This is a genomic window from Pseudomonas sp. SZ57, from assembly GCF_009495975.1.
Lineage (GTDB): Bacteria > Pseudomonadota > Gammaproteobacteria > Pseudomonadales > Pseudomonadaceae > Aquipseudomonas > Aquipseudomonas syringae.
Genome location: NZ_WIBD01000030.1, coordinates 18,741 through 38,078 on the forward strand (window position 1 = coordinate 18,741; position 19,338 = coordinate 38,078).

General features: G+C 60.0%; 19 protein-coding genes. 10 read left to right on the forward strand and 9 right to left on the reverse strand.

Annotation, left to right across the window (positions count from 1 at the left end):
• Positions 1-80: 80 nt before the first annotated feature.
• The 4 genes from GE543_RS23755 to GE543_RS23770 are packed head-to-tail and all read right to left on the reverse strand — an operon-like array spanning position 81 to position 2,884.
• Positions 81-797: a PA5502 family lipoprotein gene (locus GE543_RS23755; RefSeq protein WP_003414093.1), complete on the reverse strand. Its 717-nt coding sequence runs from the start codon at positions 795-797 to the stop codon at positions 81-83.
• A 38-nt stretch (positions 798-835) separates the two neighbouring features.
• Positions 836-1,624 carry a zinc ABC transporter permease subunit ZnuB gene (gene znuB / locus GE543_RS23760; RefSeq protein WP_003341611.1) on the reverse strand — a complete coding sequence of 263 codons (789 nt, stop codon included), beginning with the start codon at positions 1,622-1,624 and terminating at the stop codon, positions 836-838.
• Positions 1,617-2,402 carry a zinc ABC transporter ATP-binding protein ZnuC gene (gene znuC / locus GE543_RS23765; protein ID WP_046236107.1) on the reverse strand — a complete coding sequence of 262 codons (786 nt, stop codon included), beginning with the start codon at positions 2,400-2,402 and terminating at the stop codon, positions 1,617-1,619. The genes znuB and znuC overlap by 8 nt, the downstream gene beginning before the upstream one ends.
• Complete coding sequence (locus tag GE543_RS23770; RefSeq protein ID WP_153222514.1) at positions 2,402-2,884, reverse strand: Fur family transcriptional regulator; 483 nt, start codon at positions 2,882-2,884, stop codon at positions 2,402-2,404. The genes znuC and GE543_RS23770 overlap by 1 nt, the downstream gene beginning before the upstream one ends.
• Before the next feature lie 67 nt (positions 2,885-2,951).
• On the opposite strand from GE543_RS23770, the gene znuA reads away from it, so the two are divergent.
• Positions 2,952-3,893: a zinc ABC transporter substrate-binding protein ZnuA gene (gene znuA / locus GE543_RS23775; protein WP_371927247.1), complete on the forward strand. Its 942-nt coding sequence runs from the start codon at positions 2,952-2,954 to the stop codon at positions 3,891-3,893.
• A 216-nt stretch (positions 3,894-4,109) separates the two neighbouring features.
• Here znuA and GE543_RS23780 read toward each other — a convergent pair whose 3' ends face one another.
• Positions 4,110-5,060, reverse strand: coding sequence for a homoserine kinase (locus tag GE543_RS23780; protein ID WP_003318905.1), 951 nt, complete (start codon positions 5,058-5,060; stop codon positions 4,110-4,112).
• Positions 5,061-5,096: 36 nt separating this feature from the next.
• On the reverse strand, positions 5,097-5,384 hold the full coding sequence (locus tag GE543_RS23785) for a DUF2782 domain-containing protein (RefSeq protein WP_024693376.1): 288 nt from the start codon (positions 5,382-5,384) through the stop codon (positions 5,097-5,099).
• A gap of 74 nt (positions 5,385-5,458) precedes the next feature.
• Here GE543_RS23785 and polA point away from each other — a divergent pair, with 74 nt between their 5' ends.
• Positions 5,459-8,224: a DNA polymerase I gene (gene polA / locus GE543_RS23790; protein ID WP_153222515.1), complete on the forward strand. Its 2,766-nt coding sequence runs from the start codon at positions 5,459-5,461 to the stop codon at positions 8,222-8,224.
• A 241-nt stretch (positions 8,225-8,465) separates the two neighbouring features.
• Here polA and yihA read toward each other — a convergent pair whose 3' ends face one another.
• Positions 8,466-9,101 carry a ribosome biogenesis GTP-binding protein YihA/YsxC gene (yihA, locus tag GE543_RS23795; protein WP_003341625.1) on the reverse strand — a complete coding sequence of 212 codons (636 nt, stop codon included), beginning with the start codon at positions 9,099-9,101 and terminating at the stop codon, positions 8,466-8,468.
• A 294-nt stretch (positions 9,102-9,395) separates the two neighbouring features.
• Here yihA and GE543_RS23805 point away from each other — a divergent pair, with 294 nt between their 5' ends.
• The 4 genes from GE543_RS23805 (at position 9,396) to GE543_RS23820 (ending at position 13,869) form a co-directional block, all read left to right on the forward strand.
• Positions 9,396-10,040 carry a thiol:disulfide interchange protein DsbA/DsbL gene (locus GE543_RS23805; RefSeq protein WP_003403888.1) on the forward strand — a complete coding sequence of 215 codons (645 nt, stop codon included), beginning with the start codon at positions 9,396-9,398 and terminating at the stop codon, positions 10,038-10,040.
• Positions 10,041-10,049: 9 nt separating this feature from the next.
• Positions 10,050-10,925 (forward strand): endonuclease/exonuclease/phosphatase family protein, encoded by an 876-nt coding sequence (locus tag GE543_RS23810; protein ID WP_003414076.1) that lies wholly within the window; start codon positions 10,050-10,052, stop codon positions 10,923-10,925.
• Positions 10,922-12,994, forward strand: coding sequence for a GGDEF domain-containing protein (locus GE543_RS23815; RefSeq protein WP_153222516.1), 2,073 nt, complete (start codon positions 10,922-10,924; stop codon positions 12,992-12,994). Before GE543_RS23810 ends, GE543_RS23815 begins: the two co-directional genes overlap by 4 nt.
• A gap of 95 nt (positions 12,995-13,089) precedes the next feature.
• Positions 13,090-13,869 (forward strand): N-acetylmuramoyl-L-alanine amidase, encoded by a 780-nt coding sequence (locus GE543_RS23820; RefSeq protein WP_153222517.1) that lies wholly within the window; start codon positions 13,090-13,092, stop codon positions 13,867-13,869.
• 28 nt (positions 13,870-13,897) lie between these two features.
• Here GE543_RS23820 and GE543_RS23825 read toward each other — a convergent pair whose 3' ends face one another.
• Together GE543_RS23825 and algB are read right to left on the reverse strand one after the other, a co-directional pair.
• On the reverse strand, positions 13,898-15,685 hold the full coding sequence (locus tag GE543_RS23825; RefSeq protein ID WP_153222518.1) for a KinB sensor domain-containing domain: 1,788 nt from the start codon (positions 15,683-15,685) through the stop codon (positions 13,898-13,900).
• 10 nt (positions 15,686-15,695) lie between these two features.
• A complete protein-coding gene (gene algB / locus GE543_RS23830) occupies positions 15,696-17,042 on the reverse strand; it encodes a sigma-54-dependent response regulator transcription factor AlgB (RefSeq protein ID WP_003318895.1) in 1,347 nt (448 codons plus the stop codon).
• A gap of 197 nt (positions 17,043-17,239) precedes the next feature.
• On the opposite strand from algB, the gene GE543_RS23835 reads away from it, so the two are divergent.
• From GE543_RS23835 to GE543_RS23850, 4 genes are all read left to right on the forward strand, one after another.
• Entirely contained in the window at positions 17,240-18,079 is an 840-nt protein-coding gene (locus GE543_RS23835) for a BON domain-containing protein (protein ID WP_003414069.1), read from the forward strand.
• A 228-nt stretch (positions 18,080-18,307) separates the two neighbouring features.
• Positions 18,308-18,595, forward strand: a complete 288-nt coding sequence (locus tag GE543_RS23840; protein ID WP_011266283.1) for a hypothetical protein — start codon at positions 18,308-18,310, stop codon at positions 18,593-18,595.
• A gap of 54 nt (positions 18,596-18,649) precedes the next feature.
• The gene (locus GE543_RS23845) at positions 18,650-18,814 is read left to right on the forward strand and encodes a DUF1328 domain-containing protein (protein WP_002555679.1); all 165 of its coding nucleotides are present in this window, start codon (positions 18,650-18,652) and stop codon (positions 18,812-18,814) included.
• Positions 18,815-18,816: 2 nt separating this feature from the next.
• Positions 18,817-19,284: an inhibitor of vertebrate lysozyme family protein gene (locus GE543_RS23850; protein WP_011266282.1), complete on the forward strand. Its 468-nt coding sequence runs from the start codon at positions 18,817-18,819 to the stop codon at positions 19,282-19,284.
• Positions 19,285-19,338: the final 54 nt, after the last annotated feature.

Consider the following 19,338-nt stretch of genomic DNA (forward strand, 5'->3'; position numbering starts at 1 on the left):
CAGCGGATGTAACGGCCCTTTCGCGAACAAGTTCGCTCCCACGGCCTTCGGCCAGAATCAAGAGCGGATCAAGGATCGGCTCAGGACTTGGCTGGTGTCAGGATGATCTGCGCTTTTTCATTGCGCTCGATCTGGCGACGCAATTGCAGTTCGAAATCCGGATTGGTCTTGACCACTCGCTTGGTCAGCAACGTCGCCAGCCACGGATAGTCTTCGGTGCGCGGCACCACCATCAGCACTTCGCAGTTGAACGCTACGGTATCGGCTGCGATATCGTCCAGTTGGCGACGCAGTGCACGCATATCGCCGATCTTGAGTTCAATCGTCGTGCTTTCTGCCGACGGATCAATCAGCTTGGCAACCCTTCTGGCCTCGGCCGCCTTCAAATCCGCTTCGGCTTTTTCCAGCTCGGCCTTGCGCGCATGGGCAATGGCGCCGTTGACGCCGCTGGTCAGCGCCGGTGCCTTGGGCATCAGGGCGCGTGCACGGCTCAGCGCAGAGGCCGCCGCGTTCATGTCACCCTTCTGCAGGCTGATCTGGCTACGGCTCAGATAGGCTTCGGCCAGACGACGCTGAAAAGGCTCCAGACGGATGTCGGCAGGATTGGCCGCCTGCAACGCCGCCAATTGGTCCTCGGCGGTTGCCAGCTCATTGCCGGCGATGTTCTGCTCGAGCTGAGCGAACGCGTCAGGCTGAGCCTCGGAGGCAGGCGTCTCGACAGTGGGCGCACTCTGGCAGGCACCCAACAGGATGGAAAATGCGACAAGCAGCAGATAGCGTGGGGCGAACGGCTTCATTCCTGCGATTCTCTAGTTTGCGCAAAAAACGAGCAAGTCTACACCGCTCGCCTGGGTAGAACAAAGCTGAGCAAGAACAACGCCGCAGCGGATACCACTATAGACGGTCCGGCGGGGGTGTCCTTGAACCAGGACAATGATAGCCCGGCACACACGGCTATCACGCCCAACAGGCTCGCGCCCAGCGCCATTTGCTCCGGCGAACGGGCGTGACGCTGTGCCGCAGCCGCCGGGATGATCAACAGCGACGTAATCAGCAGCACACCGACGATTTTCATCGCAACCGCGATCACAACGGCGATCAGCAGCATCAGCGTCATGCGCAGTGTAGCAACCGGCAGGCCTTCGACCCGCGCCAGTTCTTCATGCACGGTCATTGCCAGCAGTGGGCGCCACAGCGCGACGATCAGCACCAGCACCAACGTGCTGCCGCCCAGAATCCAGCCCAGATCAGCCGGGCTGATGGCCAGCAGATCGCCGAACAGGTAGGCCATCAGGTCGATGCGCACTTCGTGCATGAAACTGAGCACCACCAGCCCCAGCGACAAGGTGCTTGGCGCCAGAATCCCCAGCAGCGTGTCCGAAGCCAGCGGCTGACGCTGCTGCAACGTGACCAGCAACACCGCCAGCAGCAGGCAGCCGACCGTCACCGCGATGGTCGGGCTGATATCCAGCAGGAAGCCCAGTGCGACGCCGAGCAGCGCGGCGTGGGACAGTGTGTCGCCAAAATACGCCATGCGCCGCCAGACCACGAATGATCCCAGCGGGCCAGCGACCACGGCCAGAGCAACGCCTGCGAGCAAGGCATACAGTAGAAAATCAGCCATGCTTGCAGCTGTCTCCGTGAACGTGAGTGTGAGAGGTCGCAGCGTCATTCACCACCGCGCCATGCAGATCATGGGCGTGGTCGTGATGGTGGTGATAAATCGCCAGGCTCTGCGCATTGTTGCCGAACAGCTCGACAAAGGCCGGATCATGGCTGACCTGCTCGGGATGCCCGGAGCAACAAACGTGGCGGTTCAGGCACACCACCTGATCGGTGGTGCTCATGACCAGATGCAGATCATGGGAAACCATCAGCACGCCGCACTGGTGGCGGTCGCGCAGCCGGGTAATCAGGCTGTACAGCTCGGCCTGTCCAGCCACATCGACACCCTGCACCGGTTCGTCGAGGACCAGCAACTCAGGCTTACGCAACAATGCGCGGGCCAGCAGAACACGCTGCATCTCGCCGCCGGAAATGCCTTGAATCGGGCTGTCGATGACCTTTCCGGCGCCGACTTCTTCCAGCGCCGACGCTGCGGCCGTGCGATCCACACCGGGAACCAGGCGCAGGAAACGCAGCACCGACAGCGGCAGCGTCTGGTCCACATGCAGCTTTTGCGGCATGTAGCCGACACGCAACTTCGGCTTGCGCCAGACGCTACCGGAGTCGGGCTTGAGCAGCCCCAGCACCGCACGCACCAGCGTGGTCTTGCCGGCACCGTTGGGGCCGATCAGGGTAACGATCTCGCCGGGTTTGACGCTCAACTGGATGTCATCCAGAACGTTTTGCCCGGAAAGCGTCACGGCGACCTTGTCCAGACGTATCAATGCATCCGACATCAAGCGGCCTTGCAGCCAGCGCACACGCCGACGATCTCGACCGTCTGGCCTTCGACCGCGAAGCCGACGCCTGCGGCGGCATCGACCACGGCATTGCTGATGGCCGGGTGCTGCAGCTCGATCGCCGCATGACACAGGCGGCAAATCAGGAACTGGCCCTGATGCGCGTGAGTGGGGTGGTTGCAGCCAGTGAAGGCGTTGAGCGAGGCAATCCGGTGCACCAGACCGTTTTCCAGCAGGAAATCCAGCGCACGGTAAACGGTTGGCGGGGCCGCACGGCGCCCGTCTTCATCACTCAGCACCGCAAGGATGTCGTAGGCACCCAGCGGCTTGTGGCTTTGCCAGACCAGTTCCAGCACGCGACGGCGCAAGGTGGTCAGGCGCAGACCCTGTTTGGCGCACAGCGTATCGGCTTCGGCGAGGGCCGAATGCACGCAGTGAGAGTGGTCATGGGGGCGACTGGCCAGGGGAGTATTGGGCATGAGCAGCGACGATATTGGCTAGAGACGTTATTATGTTACCCGTTCCTGGCTGATATGAGTGATTCGAGTGCGCCGTCTTTTAAATCTTGCTGCTGTTTTCTGGGTCAGCCTGCTGATCATCGCCCCCGCTCAGGCCGAGGTCCGAGTGCTGACCAGTATCAAGCCTCTGCAGCTGATTGCGGCCGCTGTACAGGATGGCGTCGGTACACCGGAAGTGCTTCTGCCACCGGGTGCCTCACCGCATAACTACGCGCTGCGCCCATCCGACGTACGGCGCGTACAGGAAGTCGAGTTGCTCTACTGGATCGGCCCGGACATGGAAACCTTCCTGCCGCGCGTCCTGAAAGGCCGCAAACTGCCTACGGTTGCCGTACAGACGCTGCCGGGCATGCACTTGCGCCACTTTGGCGAAGACAATGCCTCGCATGATGACCACGAGCATGATCACGACAACGACGCAGACGAACATGACCACGACCACCGTCCCGGCAGTCTCGATTCGCACCTGTGGCTGTCGACCGTCAACGCGCGGGTGATCGCCGCAAAAATGGCCACCGACCTGAGCGCCGCCGACCCCGCCAACGCAGCACGCTACGCCAGCAACGCCGAGGCTTTCAGCAAACGTCTCGATACACTGGACGCCCGTATCAAGCAACGTGTCAGCGCAGTGGCAGGCAAGCCGTACTTCGTGTTCCACGAGGCCTTCGATTATTTCGAAGAGGCCTATGGGCTCAAGCATGCCGGCGTATTCGCCATCGCCGCCGAGATCCAGCCCGGCGCCCAGCACGTCGCCGCCATGCGCGAACGCCTGAAAGCTGCCGGCAAGACCTGCGTATTCAGCGAGCCACCCCTGCGCCCGCGCCTGGCCGAAACCCTGAGCGCCGGCCTGCCGGTCAAACTGGCCGAACTGGACGGACTGGGCGGCTACACCCCGGCCACCGCGCAGGGTTACGAGCAAGTACTGCAAAAGCTGGCTGATGATTTGGCAGGTTGCCTGAGCAGTCTCTGACTGCCACCGCCCACATAGCAGCACTGCTGTGTGACGCAGAGCGTCACGAACTGCATTCCCACGCGTGAGGAACGATAGTCATCAGGGATAACACTATCGTGCCCATGCTCCGCGTCCTCTTGCGACGCAGAGCGTCACCAACTGCATTCCCACGCGGAGCATGGGAACGATAGTCAGCCGCCCAACTAGCTCAGGCTCGCGGAGACAGGTCCGGTCTCAGAGCGCAAACGGCAATGCAATGTGCGCTTCCTGGCGCTCGGCCAGGCGGCGCTCGAACTCCGCAGGATCATGAATCAGCACATCCTGCCCGGCGAAGGTTTCGGCGGCGATCAAACGTGACAGCCAGAAACGCACACAAGCGATACGCAACATGATCGCCCACAGCTTCGACTCCGCAGCCGTGAACGGTCGCAAGCCCGCATAGGCACCCAGCAAGGCGCGCGCGCGAACAGCGTCGAGCTGACCGTTTTCCCGGGAACACCAATCGTTCAGGGCAATCGCCAGGTCGTACAACATCGGACCCGAGCAGGCATTGTAGAAATCGATCAACCCGGTCAGGTGCGTCCCTTCGAACAGTACGTTGTCGCGAAACAGGTCGGCATGCAGGTTGGCGCGCGGCAGCGCCATGATCTGCGGCTTGAACGCCTCGATTTCCTGAAGGCTCTTTTCAAGCAGCGCTCGCTGAGTCTCGCCCAGGTGCGACAGAAAATTGCGCCCCTCGCTCAGCATCCAATCCAGACCGCGATCAGTCTTGCGCTCGACGATCTGCCCGCGGGTTGCCAGATGCAGGTTGGCCAGCAACTCACCGATCTGCACGCAGTGCTGGGTGTTCGGCTCGCTGATGTGCTTGCCCGGCAGACGCGGCTGCAAAAGCGCCGGTTTGTCTGCCAGCTCGCGCAGCGCCTGACCGTCGGTGGTGCGCAGCGCATAAGGCACTGGCAGATCGGCTTCATGCAGCACGTCGAGCAGTTCGATGAAGAACGGCATCTCCTGAACCGGGCCGCGCTCGACCAGCGTCAGCACGAACTCGCCCTGCTCCAGGCTGATGAAGTAATTGGTGTTTTCACTACCGGCAGCGATGCCCTGATAGTCAAGCAGACGGCCGAGCCCGTAAGGGGCGAGAAATGTTTCCAGCTCGGGCCGAGCCAGTGGGGTAAAAACGGACATATCAGGACTGCCAACGATTGAAGTGAATGTAGGGTGCTACCAGCTGAATATTTCCCACTGCGGGATCAGCATGTCCGGTTGGTCCGAACGAATGAAATTGGGGCTTGTACCATCGGCGCGCACCAGAAAATAGGGTTTGCCGTGTTTCGGGGTGATTTTAACCGCATACAGAAAGCCGTTCTGGCGGTATTCCTGAATGGTTCTGTCACCGTCAGTGCGAATAGTAACGTCCGGCGCCGCAGAAGGTGGATCTTCTGCTGCAACAGCGAGCAAAGGGCAAAAGGCCAACAGCCCGGTCAATATCAGTCGATTTACCTTGCGCATGATAACCTTGTCCCTTTGTCGTCAATGGTTCGCGCATTCTAGCGCCGACCCCGCCGAAAAGGTTGATTCTGCTCATGACCCAAGCGCCACTCGTCCTGGTAGACGGTTCCTCCTACCTCTACCGCGCCTTCCACGCACTGCCACCACTGGCCACCTCCAAAGGATTGCCGACCGGTGCCGTCAAGGGCGTGCTCAACATGCTCAAAAGCCTGCGGCGCCAGTACCCGGACAGCCCGCTCGCCGTGGTGTTCGACGCCAAGGGCGGGACGTTCCGTGATGCGCTGTACAACGACTACAAAGCTAACCGGCCGAGCATGCCGGACGATCTGCGCGTGCAGGTCGACCTGCTGCATGCCTGCGTCAAAGGCATGGGCTACCCGTTTCTGTGCGTCGAAGGCGTCGAAGCCGATGACGTGATCGGCACGCTGGCACGCAGCAGCGCGGCAGCCGATCGTCCAGTGGTGATCTCCACCGGCGACAAGGACATGGCGCAACTGGTCGACGGCCACATCACCCTGGTCAATACGATGACCGGTAGCGTGATGGATGTGGCGGGCGTGAAAGAGAAATTCGGCGTCGGTCCGGAGCACATCATCGATTACCTGGCTTTGATGGGCGACAAGGTCGATAACATTCCCGGCGTGCCCGGCGTTGGCGAGAAGACCGCGGTCGGTCTGCTGGTCGGCATTGGCGGCGGCATCAAGGTGCTTTACGAGAACCTCGACAAGGTCGCTTCCCTGCCGATCCGTGGCGCCAAGACCCTGGCCGCCAAACTCGAAGAACATCGTGAGATGGCCTTTCTATCTTACGAACTGGCGACCATCAAGATCGACGTACCGCTGGACATCGAGCTGGATCAATTGCATTGCGGCGAGCCCGACCGCGACACGTTGATGGAGCTGTACGCCGAGCTGGAATTCAAGAGCTGGATCGAAGACCTGCAACGCGACGCCAAACGTGCCGGCCAGGAGCTGACCGTCGAAGAGCCTACTGTCGAGGCCAGGGAAGCGGCTTATGAAGTCATTCTTCAACAGGGCCAGTTCGATGCGTGGCTGAAGAAGCTGCAGGCCGCGCCGCTGTTTGCCTTCGTCACCCAGAGCAACGGCACCGATGCCCAGCGTGCGCAACTGGTCGGCCTGTCGTTCGCCATTCAGACCCACGAAGCCGCTTACATTCCGCTGACCCACTCGTACATGGGCGTGCCGCAGCAGCTGGACCGCGACACCGTGCTCAAGGCGCTCAAGCCACTGCTGGAAGATCCGGACAAAACCAAGGTCGGCCAGCACGCCAAGTTCGCAATAAATCTGCTGGCCAATTGCGCGATCGACGGCGATCAGGCGCAAGGTATCGACCTGCAGGGCGTGCGCTTCGACACCATTCTGGAATCCTACGTACTGGACTCCACCGCCACCCGCCATGACCGCGACAGCCTGGTGGCCAAGTACCTGACGCACACGCCGATCAATTTCCAGGAAATTGCCGGCAAAGGCGCCAAACAACTGAGCTTTGACCAGATTGCCCTGGAGCAGGCGGGCAATTACGCCGCCGAAGAAGCGGACCTGACCCTGCGCCTGCATGAAGTCTTCGACGCACGGCTGGCCGCGATTCCGACCCTGCAGCCGGTATTGAACGATATCGAGATGCCGCTGGTGCCTGTGCTGGCGCGTATCGAGCGCCAGGGCGCGCTGGTCGATGCCAACCTGCTGGGCATCCAGAGCGTCGAACTGGGCGACAAGATGACTGCGCTGGAGCGCGAAGCCTTCGCCATTGCCGGCGAAGAGTTCAACCTCGGCTCACCCAAGCAGTTGGGTGTGATTCTCTACGAAAAACTCGGCATGCCGATTCTCAGCAAGACCGCCACCGGCCAGGCATCGACTGCCGAGGCCGTGCTCGCCGAACTCGCGGAGCAGGATTTCCCGCTGCCCAAGGTGCTGATGCAATACCGCTCGATGAGCAAGCTCAAGAGCACCTACACCGACCGCCTGCCAGAGCAGATCAACCCGCGCACCGGGCGGATTCACACCTCCTATCATCAGGCAGTGGCCGTCACCGGTCGCTTATCGTCCAGCGATCCGAACCTGCAGAACATCCCGATTCGTACCGCTGAAGGCCGGCGCATTCGTCAGGCGTTCGTGGCCCCGAAGGGTTACAAACTGCTGGCCGCCGACTATTCGCAGATCGAACTGCGCATCATGGCGCATCTGGCTCAGGACGAAGGGTTGCTGCACGCATTCCGCAATGACCTGGACGTTCACCGCGCGACGGCTGCGGAGGTTTTTGGCGTCGAGCTGGAAAACGTCACCACTGACATGCGTCGTAGCGCCAAGGCAATCAACTTCGGTCTGATATACGGCATGAGCGCATTCGGTCTGGCCAAGCAGATTGGCGTCGATCGCAAGCAGTCACAGGCGTATGTCGACCGCTACTTCGCCCGCTACCCTGGCGTGCTGAACTACATGGAGCGCACCCGGGCCCAGGCTGCCGAGCAAGGTTTTGTCGAAACCATCTTCGGTCGTCGCCTGTACCTGCCGGACATCAACGCCAAGAACCAGTCCCTGCGCAAAGGCGCGGAACGCATGGCGATCAACGCGCCGATGCAGGGCACCGCTGCGGACATCATCAAAAAAGCCATGGTGGCGGTGAACGGCTGGCTGGACGAGTCCGGCCTGGATGCTCGGGTCATCCTGCAGGTTCACGACGAACTGGTGCTTGAAGTGCGCGAGGACCTGGTCGATCAGGTCAGTGAACAGATCCGTCCACACATGAGCGGCGCAGCAGAACTGGCAGTGCCATTGCTGGTGGAAGTGGGGGTTGGCAACAATTGGGACGAGGCTCACTGAGCCTGAAATGGCGGACCTGTACGCAGGTTCGTCAAATACTGTAGGAAATGTGAACTTTTCTTCACTGCTGGAACTTAACCGTTTGGACAGGAGTCAGACGTGTCGATTGGTTGAAAAATCGATCGTGCTCCTAGTTGTGTTAAGTGTTGGCAGTTATCCAGATCCCACCCTAAGGTCTGGACCTTAAGCCCCGGAACTTCCCCCTCCCCATGCGAAGTCCGGGGTCTTTTTTGCCTGCGATTTACTCCGCAGGTGCCTTGTCTTCCAGTTCCATCCAGTCGGCCAGCACGGTGTAAGCCTCTTCCAGCCCCATGCGCTTGGGGGCCGAGAACAACTGGATGCTCACTGCATCGCCCCAGCCTTTGCGAATCTCGGCCTGAACCTTGAGCAGCGTGTTCTTGGCCGCGCCGTAGGTCAGCTTGTCGGCCTTGGTCAACAGAATGTGCATCGGCATGTTGCTGGCGATGGCCCAATCGAGCATCAGCACGTCGAAGTCGGTCATTGGATGACGGATATCCATCATCAGGATCAGACCCTTCAGGCTTTCGCGGCTGCCCAGATAGGCTTCCAGGTGACGCTGCCAGTGCAGCTTGAGCGGGATGGGCACTTTGGCGTAGCCGTAACCGGGCAGGTCGACCAGACGGCGATCTTCGTCCAGACCGAAAAAGTTCAGCAACTGGGTACGCCCCGGGGTCTTGGATGTACGCGCCAGGCTGGCGTGGGTCAGGGTGTTCAGCGCACTCGATTTGCCCGCGTTGGAGCGACCGGCAAACGCGACCTCAAAACCTTCGTCGTCGGGGCATTGGTCGACCTTGGCGGCGCTGAGCATGAACGTGGCCTGTTGGCACAGACCGAGGATGGGGTTTTTGAGTTGCATGTGATTTCCGGTGAAGACCTGCCTGCAAGGGGTGCGGCAGGAGGTGTCGGTTTCGTTTGGATGCGTGCGCATATAATGACACACCTGTCCCCCGACCCACACTCACACCGTATCGGGCCGCTCTGACGGATGTGCTGGAACATTCAGACATGACCTGCTTCACTCCTTATGCAAAAAGGCCGTCCTCGGTCGCCCATTTTTACAACCTCAGCGTTACACTAACGAACTCAGGCTTTCGCGTCCGGTCGAAACCACCGTCGCTTGAAGGCGATTCAATCTGCTCAGGAGTAAAGCATGCGTAATCTGATCATCAGCGCCGCTCTGGTTGCCGCCAGTCTGTTCGGTATGTCCGCCCAGGCTGCCACGCCCATCGAGGCCGGCAAGCAATATGTCGAGCTGGCAAGCGCTGTGCCTGTTGCCGAGCCAGGCAAGATCGAAGTCGTCGAACTGTTCTGGTATGGCTGCCCGCATTGCTACGCGTTCGAGCCGACCATCAATCCGTGGGTTGAAAAACTGCCGTCCGACGTCAAGTTCGTACGCATCCCTGCCATGTTCGGCGGCCCTTGGGACGCTCACGGCCAACTGTTCATCACCCTGGACACCATGGGCGTCGAGCACAAGGTTCACGCGGCCGTATTCGAAGCCATCCAGAAAGGCGGCAAGCGCCTGACCGACAAGAATGACATGGCTGATTTCGTCGCCACACAGGGCGTGAACAAGGAAGACTTCCTGAAGACGTTCGACTCTTTCGCAGTCAAGGGCAAGATCGCCCAGTACAAGGAACTGGCCAAGAAGTACGAAGTTACTGGCGTTCCGACCATGATCGTCAATGGCAAGTACCGCTTTGACCTGGGTTCTGCCGGTGGTCCGGAAAAGACCCTGGAAGTTGCCGACCAGTTGATTGCCAAAGAGCGAGCGGCTGCCGCAGCCGCCAAGTAAGCGCACATCATGCGCCGCTGGGGCAAAGGCAGTACCCGTATCGTTGGCCTGCATGATCCGCAGGTCAACGAACATCATCTGCTGCAAAACGGCCTGCCGGAAGACGGCAGGCTGCGTTTGCTCAGTTTCAATATCCAGGTGGGTATCAGTACCCAGCGCTACCATCACTACCTGACACGCAGCTGGCAGCACTTGCTGCCGCATGGCGGTCGGGCGGGCAACCTGCAGAAGATCGGCGATCTGATCAACGATTTCGATCTTGTCGCGCTGCAGGAAGTCGACGGCGGCAGCATGCGCTCCGGCTTCGTCAATCAGGTCGAGCATCTCGCCCAACTGGGCGGCTTTCCGTACTGGTATCAACAGCTCAATCGCAATCTCGGGCGTCTGGCGCAGCACAGCAACGGCGTGCTGAGCCGTCTGCGTCCGACCAAGATCGAGGATCATCCGCTGCCAGGCCCGGCCGGGCGCGGCGCAATCCTTGTGCGTTTCGGCGAAGGCGAGGATGCGCTGGTCGTGGTCATGATGCACCTGGCGCTGGGGACTCGGACCAGAACCCGGCAGCTTGCCTACATTCGCGAACTGATCGGCGGTTATCGCCATCAGGTGCTGATGGGCGACATGAACACCCACGCCAATGACCTGCTGGAACACTCGCCGCTACGGGATCTGGGGCTTCTGGCCCCGCAGATAGAGGCGACCTTTCCGAGCTGGCGGCCACAACGCTGCCTCGATCACATTTTGCTCAGCCCGACCCTGACGCTCGAACGCGTACAGGTGCTGGCGCAACCCATTTCCGATCACCTGCCTGTCGCTGTCGAGATTCGCCTGCCTGACTCACTGCGTGGGGACTCACTGCCTGTGCCCTCTGGTGGAAGCCTTGCATGAGCGACGACGCGGAGCGTTGGAAAGAGAAATACCTCAAAGGGATCGAGCAACAGGACAAGCTCGAAAAGCGCTGGGATGCGCGGCTCGATTTGTTGCGCCGCGGTCTGGTGCGCAGCAGTCTGGCGGCGGAGGGCTCTGACCGCGCTGTCGATGAATGCATGAAGGAAATGCGCGAAATCGTCCGCAAGGACGATATGGATGCGGGCCTGGCAGCCCTGATCCCGCGCCTCGAAAAAGCCGTACTGGACTCTGAACAACGCCGCGAAGTCAGGGCCGCGCAAATCAGCTCGGCATTGACCGCACTGGTTGCACAACTGCAGTCACTGCCGCTGCCACGCGACGTACGCAAGCCGCTCAAGCGCTTTGCCAAGGAGCTTGAAGAGCGCGCCTCCCAGGCCCGCGAGCTGCCCCTGTTGCTCGGCGAGTTGAGCAATTTGCAGGGCCAGGCCCTGACCCAGGTTGAAAAACCCGAAGAAGGTCCGCGCCAGGGATTGCTGCAACGCCTGTTCGGTTCGCGCGAAGGCCACAGCAACGACTCCCATCCCGAGGCTGCTCACCCCGACGACGCCACCTTCTCCGCGCCGGAATCGCATGAACCCGATGCCGAGCCGCGAGCAGCGAACACTCACGCCCCGCCAGACGCCCCTCCTGTCGAAGCCGAGGCTGTTGATTCCCCTGCCGCAGCACCCATTGCCGCAGACAGCACGCCGCCAGCGCCTGCCCCGGAAACCGCTGCGCCTGCCGCAGTAATACCCGCTGCAGTGACGCCTGAAGAACCTGTGCCACCGGCCACTGCCACGGATATTGCCCCGATATCGGCAGAAGCCGTCGCCGAACCTGCACCTGCCACCGTCGAACCCATCGATTTTGCGGATGTTCTGGCGCCAGTCCCATCAGTGCCCTACCAGCAGCGGCCCGCGCCAATCGAGGTGACAGTTGAGGAACCCGACGCAGAGGCCGAGCAGCAGCCCGAATCGGCAGAGGGCGAAGAAGGTTACGCGCTGCCCTCCTCACCAGAGCCCAGCTACAGCTCTGTGGCGGCACACATTGAACAAACCCTGCTGGGCCTGCTGGACGACCTGACCCTGTCCGAGCACTTTCGCCCGCAGGTCGAGGACATGCAGTTACGCTTGAAACATGGGCTTAACTGGTACGAGTTGCTGCCGATCCTCGACGATCTGGCGGTGTTGATGCTGGCGATCAACAACGGCGGTCAGCAGGAGTTCGGCACTTACCTCAAGCAGCTCAATGAGCGGCTCGAATCGTTTCAGAGCCACCTGCAGGCCGCCAGTGAAGATCATGCCGAAGACCAATCCACCGCGCGCGACCTGAACGACCAGTTGCGCGAACAGGTGGGCGGCCTGCAAAGCAGTGTTCAGGACGCCTCCGATCTGCCCAGCCTCAAGCGAGTGCTCGATAATCGGCTCGAGGCGCTGCTTGGCACTATGGATCACTACCAGCTCAAACGCGATGCCCGCGAGCGCGAAGTGGCCTCGCGCCTGCAAGGTCTGGCGGCCCGCGTCGCGAGCATGGAGCAGGAAGCCCTGGGTTTCAGGACTCACCTGGAGGAACAGCGTCAAAAGGCCCTGATCGACCCGCTTACCGGACTGCCCAATCGTGCCGCCTGGGGTGAGCGCCTCGAACAGGAGATGGCCAGGTGGCAGGAAGAAAAAAACAGCTTGCTGGTGTGCATTCTGGACCTGGACCATTTCAAACGCATCAACGATGGCTACGGTCACCTGGCTGGCGACAAGGTATTGAAGATCGTCGCCAATGTCCTCAGCAAACGCCTGCGCGCCGATGACTTCATGGCACGGTTTGGCGGCGAAGAATTCGTCATGCTGCTGCCTGCAACGCCTCTTGCCACCGGGTTGACGCTTCTGGATGAACTGCGCGCCGCCGTCGAGTCATGCCCTTTCCACTTCAAGGGCGAGCGAGTCACCATCACCGTCTCCATTGGCCTGACGGCCTTTCGCCCGTCAGAGAAGAGCGACACCGCCATCAAACGTGCCGACCAGGCGCTTTACAAGGCCAAGGAGAACGGCCGGAACCGCATCGAACAGGGCTGACTGAAACATTTTGACCTGAACAAATGGCTGGCGCCCCATGCTATTTGTACACATTTTGTTATGATGTTTCATTTCCTGCCGACGCTGCCGACCTCATGAAGCTGTATTTCTCTGCCTTGCTCATGCTCCTCCTCACTGCCTGTGCCAGCGGCCCCAGGCTGGATACCAGCCATCCCTCGGTAAATTTCGATGGCCGTGCCCAGTATGTGGTGATGCACTACACCTCGGCTTCGCTGGAACGCTCGCTGCAGTTACTGACCCATGGCGAGGTCAGCGCCCACTACCTGATCGGTGACGACAGCAAGGCCACCATCTACAAACTGGTCGATGAAAACGCACGTGCCTGGCATGCCGGCGAAAGCGAGTGGGAAGGCCGCACCTGGCTCAACTCCAGCTCGATCGGCATCGAGATCGTCAACCCGGGTTTCAAGGAAACGCCGACAGGTCGCCTGTGGTATCCGTACACCGAAGCACAGACCCAGTCGATCATTGTCCTGCTCAAGGACATCGTCAAACGCAATAAGATCGACCCTAAACACATCATCGGTCATAGCGACATCGCCCCGTCGCGCAAGCAGGATCCGGGGCCATTGTTCCCGTGGAAACGCCTCGCTGCCGAAGGTCTGGGAAACTGGCCGGACGAACGCCAGGTTGCCCAGCGTCAGGCATTGCTGGCAGTCAATCTGCCGAGCATCACCTGGTTCCAGCAGCAATTGGCACGCCTGGGCTACAGTACCCCGCAGACCGGTGAGCTGGACGTCGCAACACGCCAGGTACTGGCCGCCTTCCAGATGCACTATCGCCCGGCTCGCTTCGACGGCGAGCCGGACGCACAGAGCGCGGCCATCCTGCAGGTGCTCAATCATTCGAATTGAAGCGCATGAGGGCCTGGCGCTCAAGCCCTCAGAGCGGTAAAGCCATATAGAACTGCGTGCCCTGCCCCGGCCGTGAATAAACGCCCATGCGTCCGCCGTGCAGCTGGACAATCTCCTTGCACAGCGCCAGCCCGAGCCCGGCACCGCCTTTCTTGCGACCGACCTGGACGAAGGGTTCGAAGATCCGCCCCTGCTGTCCATAGGCAATGCCCTCGCCGTTATCTTCGACGCTGATGATCGCCCGCTCGCCGTGACGCCTGGCCTGCAGGCGAATCAGGCCGTTCGGCGGCGTATGACGCAAGGCATTGTCCAGCAGATTATCCAGCACCCGTTCCAGCTGGGACTGATCGGCATGCAGGCGCGGCATCGGCTCCTGCATATCCAGCATCAGCACAATATCCTGTTCCTGGGCCTGATCCTCAAAGCGCACCTTGGCTTCTTGCAGCAAGGTCTCGATGGAGCACGGTGCAAGTTTGAGCTTCTGCAGACCGTTCTGGTAACGCGAGAAATTCAGCAGGTCGTTGATGAGCTGCATCAGACGCTGCATTTCTTCGGTGACCGTATTGAGCAGATCGGCCTCACGAGACTCGGGAGCAAAATGCAGACGCTCCTGAAGAAGGCCGAACGCCATGTGCATGCCCGTGACCGGCGTGCGCAACTCATGCGAGGCGCGCAGGACGAACTCGCTGCGTACCCGCTCGAAAGCACGCTGCTCGGTCACATCGTGCAGCACCATCACCGCACCCAGGATGTGGCCTTTGGTGTGGCTGACCGGCGTCATGCTGTAGGTCAGCAGTCGCGACTCGCCGTCGATTTCGATGGCCAGGTCTTCCGGCGCGCGCTCCAGCGTTCCGCCTCGCAGCACCAGATGCAATTGCTCGTCCAGCTCGGGGCGACCCAACGCCTCGCCCAGACTGTGCCCGAGGCGACTCTCGTCCCATCCGAGCTGGCGCTGCGCAACAGGGTTGAGGTGCTCCAGGTGGCCTTGCCGATCGATCATCAGCAGGCCATCGTCGATACTGTCGAGGACCGCCTGCAGGCGCTGCTGGCCCGCCAGAAGCTCATCGACGTTGGTCGCCTGATGCTGACGCAGGGCTTCGGCCATGATGCCGAAGCGCCGGGTCAGCAGGTTCATTTCTGCGGCCGAGGAAATGGGCAGCGTGACCTCGTAATCACCCTCACCAATGCGATCGGCAGCCTTGGCCAGCGCCTCGATCGGCGCACCGAAACGACGGGCGATGCCATGCGCGGTCACAAAGCCGATGCACAGCACCGCCAGCCCGACCAGGCCCAGCAAGCCGGCGATCCACAATGCACGATCCCTGGAGTTGATCTCGGCGTTGCTGATGTTCTCCAGCGCCTTGCGATGCACATCCATCAGACCGTTACGCAGCGTGTCGAAACTTTCGCTCAATTGCGGGTTGCCGCGTATGCCTCGCGGATCATTGCGATACTGCTGCCAGGCGGCAATGAATCGCTGATAATCGCCCCGGGTCTTTTCAAAACCGTTGCGTACGTTTTGCTGGGTGTCCTGCACCGATCCTTGCTCCAGCAGCTCTTCGAACTGCTTCTGGATTCTGTCCAGCTCAACGTCATTGCGATTGGAACCGGTCATCAACACCAACTGATCACCCATGTTCTGGCGCAACTTCAAGCCCAGATCGAGGATGGCGAAGTTATGCTGAATAAGTGATTCCTGAGTCCGGGCCATCTGCATGACACTGACGAGCCCCAGCAGCAGCCCGAGCAAAGCGACCGTGATAAGCGCCGAAATACTCAGAAAGAGGCGGGTGCGCAACTTCATGGCCAGCTTCATTTGAGGTATTTCATAGGTTGTACTGTTTTCGTTTGCGGTAAAGCGTCGAAGCATCGATACCCAGCGTCTTGGCGGCCTGATCAAGGGTTTCACTGGTTGCCAGTACGGCCCCGATGTGTGCCTTTTCAAGCTCGTCCAGACTCAAGGCCGCTCCCACCCGCGGTGCGTTGTTGGTCGGCTGCTCAGCCATGCCCAGATGACTGACTTCCACGCGTTCCTGTGGACAGATGATGCTGGCTCGCTCGATCACGTTACGCAGCTCACGAATGTTGCCCGGCCAGCGGTAATTGAGCAGCGCCGCACGGGCTTCTTCGCTGAAGCCGCGAGCCGGACGAGCGTACTCCTTGACGAAACGCGCCAGAAAGCGGTCCGCCAGGGTCAGAATGTCTTCGCTGCGCTCACGCAGGGCTGGCAGATTCAGGGTGATTACGTTCAGGCGGTACAGCAGATCCTCACGGAAACGCCCGCTGCGCACCATGTCCTCAAGGTTGAGGTTGGTGGCGGCCAGGATGCGCACGTCGGCACGTCGGGTCACCGGGTCGCCGACGCGCTCGTATTCCTTGTCCTGAATGAAGCGCAGCAACTTGGGCTGCAACGTCAGCGGAAAGTCGCCGATCTCGTCGAGAAACAGGGTGCCGCCATCGGCCTGATTGACACGACCCAGCGTGCTTTCGCTGGCACCGGTGAAAGCGCCGCGGCTGTGGCCGAACAGTTCGCTTTCCATCAGTTCTGCAGTCAGCGACGGGCAGTTGATGGTGACGCAGGACTTCTTGGCCCGCTTGCTCCAGCCGTGAATCGCCCTGGCCAGCTCGCCCTTACCGGTACCCGACTCGCCCAGAATCAAGATGTTGGCATCGGTGACCGCCACCTGACGGGCCGTTTCCAGAATGGCCATCATCGAAGGGCTGTGGGAATCCAGACCATCCTTGGGCTTGCGAACCTCGCCTTCCAGTGCTTCGAGACGTGCAGACAGTTGCCTGACTTCAAGCTGCTTGGCCGTTGCAAGACGCAACTGGTCAGGACTGCACGGCTTGACCAGATAGTCGGCTGCGCCAGCCTGAATGGCATCGACAGCCGTATCCACCGCCGAATGGGCAGTCACGATCACCACACGCATCCACGGCGCCTGAATCCGCATCTGCGCCAGCACGTCCAGGCCATTGTCTTCGCCCAGACGCAAATCGAGAAAGCACAGATCGAATACTTGGCGCTGCATGAGCGTGTCAGCCTGGGCTGCGCTGTTGGCAGTGGCGACACTGTAGCCTTCGTCTTCCAGACAGTACCGGAAAGTGCGGAGGATGGCGGACTCGTCGTCCACAAGCAGAATACGGCCCTGATTCTCAGTGGCTGCTTCCATTTTTCCTACGCTCCTTAATGAATTGTCTCAGTTAGTCTCGGAATCATCGGGCAAGTTGCATGGTCAATTCTGATTGATTCTTCGGCATGCATGGTAGCTTTCTGATCAGCTAATGGCGAACAGCCTGATTAATCCGCGTTTATGCCGTTAAAACCGTCTATTCGGAGACGAAATCTCACCGCAAAAGGAACGCTCTTATGTTTTCACTGAAAAAGATTGCTCTGATCACCGCCGCCGCTGCGCTACTGGGCAGTGGCCCGGTACTCGCCCAGCCTGACCTGCCCACTCAGCTCACCGAGGCGCGCCAGGAAGGCTCGATCTGGACAGCTTTCGCGCTGAACAAGCATCTGAGCCCGTTCAAGATCGATGTGGGTGTCGAACAAGGCACTGCGACGCTCAAGGGCAAGGTTGAAAACGAGGTGGACCGCGAGCTGGCCGAGCGCATCGCGCTGGATACCAAAGGCATCGAAAAGGTCGACAACCAGCTGGAGGTGGATCCTGCTGTCGCCAGCGAGCCTGGCACCCGGACCAACATGGCTCAGCGCTTCGAGGATGCAACGCTGGTCGCGACGGTGAAATCCAAGCTGCTGTGGAGCAGCGTGACCGAAGCGCTGAATATCGAGGTCGACAGCAAGGACGGCGTCATCACCCTCAAGGGCCGGGCACAGAGTCCCGAAGCCAAAGAGCTGGCGGGTAGCCTGGCCAGCAATACCGATGGCGTGGTCAGCGTCAATAACCTGATCAGCCTCAGCGCGGCCGACTCGATCGCGGCCAAGACTCAGCCACAGTCACTGACCCCGACCGAGGAAATGAGTGACGCCTGGATCACCAGCAAGGTCAAGGCGAGCCTGATCTACAGCCGGACGCTGGATGGGCTGAACATCAAAGTGGACACCAAGGCCGGTGTGGTCAGCCTGAATGGCGTGGTTGCCAACTTCGCCGAGAAAGAACTGGCGGTGGAAATCGCGAAAAATATTCGTGGTGTTAAAGGCGTCAACGGCGATGCGCTGAAGGTCATGGCGCGCAGCGCAGGCTGAGGGTTCAGCGCCATCGCGCTGAGAGCTTCGTGCAGAACGCACGATTACAAAGGGGTAATCGTGCAGGTTGCTGGTAGGACGCTCTTGCTTGACTTATTAACCTATTGATTTTAAAGAGATTTATATCGATCAAAAACTGGCATGCAGTCTGCAATAACCCATTCAACAAAGGTCGATCCACAACGACCCATCAGATTGAATGCCCACTCAGGCAAGGGGATTTTGCAGATGAACAGCCAGCGTATTGCACAATTGCGTATCTCTCCCCTGCACATCCAGCAAGGTCTTTTTCTGCTCCTTGCCTTGCTCGTTACTCTGATCGCCATTCAGCAGTTCCAGCGTTGGAATCAAGCCAACGAGGCAGCTCAACCGAAACAGCAATTCATCCAGACCAGCAGCATCTCCTATCGCGGTGTTAGTGCACCAGCAGTCAAGGACATGTCCTCAAGCCTGCGCAATGTCGACGGCCTGGTTTCTGTAGATGAAGTCGCTCCGCAGCAAAAATGGGTTTTCTGACCCGACCTTAAAAAGCAGCACCCTTATTAAAACGGCATCAAAAGGAGTATCACCATGTTGAGTTGGGCAATCACGTTTCTGATCATCGCTATCGTCGCTGCAGTACTGGGCTTCGGTGGCATCGCGGGCACGGCTACTGGTATCGCCAAGATCCTGTTCGTCGTCTTCCTGGTGATGTTCGTTGTGTCGTTCTTCTTCGGTCGTCGCGGTCGAGGCTGATAATGCACACGTCATTTCGCACACTGGCCGCCGCCCTGTTGATGGGTGGCAGTGCCATGGTCATGGCAGCCAATGATGGGCAGTCTCGGGTCAATGAGCTTCTAAGCTCCGCCCCCGAGTACCGCACCACCTGGGCGAAGGTCGTCAAGAAGGAAGAGCGTTTGCCGGATTGGGTGATCAACCTGTCCGGTGCTTCCGGGCAGCAGATGACAGCGGCCACTGAAGACGGTGACAACTATCTGGTTGGACCGCTCTGCGAAACGGCCGATACGTGCAAAAGCAAGCGCCTGATCGTGGCTTTCAGCCTCGACAAGGAAGATGCTTACGCCATGTTGGTTGAAGTGCCTGCCGGTCTTCCTGCAGACAAATCGCCAACACGTCACGCGACTTACCGTTACCTGGGTAAGCCTGACGAGGGTATGCAAAAGCTCTTGAATGAAGAGCTGCGCAAGGACCCGAACTGGTATTGATCCAGAAGAAAGGTGTCGGCTCCAGGAGTCGACACCTTTCGGCTTTGTGCGGCC